Genomic DNA, 2,453 nt, shown 5'->3' with positions numbered 1-2,453 from the left:
TACAATCTTTTCAAGCTTTACAAACCTGTCTAGAAGGGGAGATATTGTCACTAAATGATGACAATTTCAGCCCAGAGGTGGCTAATCGTTGGCGCACGCTCCAGACGGAACTATATCGATCGTGGCGATTGCTGGAGACGGATTGGTTATTTTTGGCCTCGGCGCGGCAAGGACGGGAGAAACGTTTACAGATAATTAGCGAGCGAGTGGCGACTTTAAAGGGGTATTGTCGGGTTTTGTTAGGGTCAGTTGTCGATTAGTAATTAAATGCTCGATCGCCGTTTGTGTGGCATACTTGACCCTAAGTAGGTAGGCGTTAAAAATTATCAGATGCCCCCCTTATCAAGGGGGATCCCCCCGCCTATCGGCACCCCCCTTATCAAGGGGGGCAGGGGGGATCGGCACCCCCCTTATCAAGGGGGGCAGGGGGGATCAGAGGCAAAATCTATCTTCGATTTAATTATAACTACTTACTTAAGTCCTAACTTTTATCGTTACCGATCGCGTCATGTTGGAAATTAAAGACCTAAAAATTGCCTACCCGACAGAATTAAGTTCTCCCGCTTGGGCGATCGATGGGGTGTCTTTTAGTATAGGCAAAGGGGAAACTCTGGGATTAGTGGGTGAATCTGGTTGTGGAAAATCGACCATCGGTAAGGCTATTTTAAGGTTATTACCCAATCGCACTCACGTGGAAGGTGAGATTACCTTTGAAGGGCGATCGCTTTTATCTTTATCTAGCAAACAGTTAGAAAAGTTTCGCGGGGAAGCGGTGGGATTAGTCTTTCAAGATCCGATGACGCGACTGGATCCGCTGATGACTATTGGCGATCATTGTGTGGAAACTTTGCAAGCTCATCGGGGAAATTTAACCTATCGTCAAGCTAAAAGTCAAGCTTGTACTGTCCTAGAAAAAGTGAAAATTCCCGCTAATCGTTGGTCCCAATATCCTCACGAATTTAGCGGGGGAATGCGGCAAAGAGTGGCCATTGCTTTAGCTTTATTATTAAACCCTAAGTTAATTATTGCCGATGAACCCACCACCAGTTTAGATGTGACGGTTTCGGCGGAAATTCTGCGGGAATTAAAGCGTTTATGTAGCGAGGAACAGATGGGATTATTGTTAATTTCCCATGATTTAGCGATGGTGGGAGAATATTGCGATCGATTAGCGGTAATGAAGGGGGGCAAAATTGTCGAATCGGGATTGGTAAAAACAGTTTTTAAAGCGCCTCAACATCCCTACACTCGTTCTCTTTTGGCCGCCGCTTTACACCTACAGCTACGGGAGGAAAAATCAACGGCAATTCAAGGCAAGGAAACGGTGTTAAAGGTGGATAATTTAAAACAGTATTATACCCTAGAAGGTAACTTTTTAGATAGCTTTTTAAAGAAAGAAAAGAAATTTATTAAAGCGGTGGATGAAGTCAATTTTGAACTGTATCGAGGGGAAATATTCGGTTTAGTTGGGGAGTCGGGGTGTGGGAAAAGTACCCTATCGCGAACCCTATTACAGTTAATTAAACCCACCGGGGGAAAAGTGGAATTTTTAGGAGAAGATTTAACCCCTTTGTCGGCGGAAAAAATGCGTCCAAAACGGCGCTTAATGCAGATGATTTTTCAGGATCCCCTCGCTTGTCTCAATCCCTTAATGACGGTGGGAGAAAGTATCGCTGATCCGCTTTTTATCCATCAAAAAGTTAATCTAGAAACGGCTAAAAAACAGGTTTTAACAATGTTAGATCGAGTCGGTTTGACACCGGTAGAGGAATTTTATCGACGCTATCCTAGGGAGTTATCGGGGGGACAACAGCAAAGGGTAGCCATTGCTCGCGCTTTAATTACTCGTCCAGAATTAGTTATTTGTGATGAACCGGTTAGTATGCTCGATGCTAGTGTTCAGACACAGGTTTTAGAGTTAATGTTAGAGTTACAAAAGTTATTTAATCTCACTTATTTATTTATAACTCATGATCTTTGGTTAGCGAGATTCCTCTGCGATCGAATTGCGGTGATGACTGCGGGTAAAATTGTTGAAATGGGTGACACTGAACAGATTTTTAGCCATCCCCAACACCCCTACACCCAAAAATTAATCGCCGCCGCCCCGAGAATTTATCCTGACAGCAACTAAAATCGCTCTAGGGGCTTATAATTGTTATTGTCTAGATATGGTTAGGAAAGACAAAATGGCCAGACAACTTCAGATAACTCTCCCTGAAGATACCATGCAACTTCTCGATCGATGGTTGGCGAGTAGTGATTATCCTGAAAAAGAATATAATAATTTAATTAATGAAGCGATTAAATTATAAGTAGGGAGGCACAATTATTTGTAGGATGGGTTAGCGGTAGCGTAACCCATGCGGGCGTTGGGTTTCATGCTTCAACCCAACCTACGTTCATCTTATATTTAATTTCACCCACCCACTTATCAGTTATCAGTGATTCAG

The 2,453-nt window shown here is 43.3% G+C and carries 3 protein-coding genes; all 3 read left to right on the top strand.

The genetic code is table 11. From position 1 onward, the window contains the following. Positions 1-260: heterocyst frequency control protein PatD (gene patD, locus PX481_RS07165; protein WP_288094149.1), on the top strand; the 260-nt coding region annotated here is incomplete at its 5' end. 248 nt (positions 261-508) lie between these two features. After that, a complete protein-coding gene (locus PX481_RS07160) occupies positions 509-2,134 on the top strand; it encodes a dipeptide ABC transporter ATP-binding protein (protein ID WP_288025454.1) in 1,626 nt (541 codons plus the stop codon). A 55-nt stretch (positions 2,135-2,189) separates the two neighbouring features. Further along, positions 2,190-2,315 carry a hypothetical protein gene (locus PX481_RS07155; protein WP_002759643.1) on the top strand — a complete coding sequence of 42 codons (126 nt, stop codon included), beginning with the start codon at positions 2,190-2,192 and terminating at the stop codon, positions 2,313-2,315. Positions 2,316-2,453 lie beyond the last annotated feature (138 nt).

This window comes from Microcystis sp. M53603_WE2 (assembly GCF_030065435.1).
The sequence above is the reverse complement of the archived record's forward strand: the minus strand, read 5'-3'. Positions and strand labels throughout refer to the sequence as shown.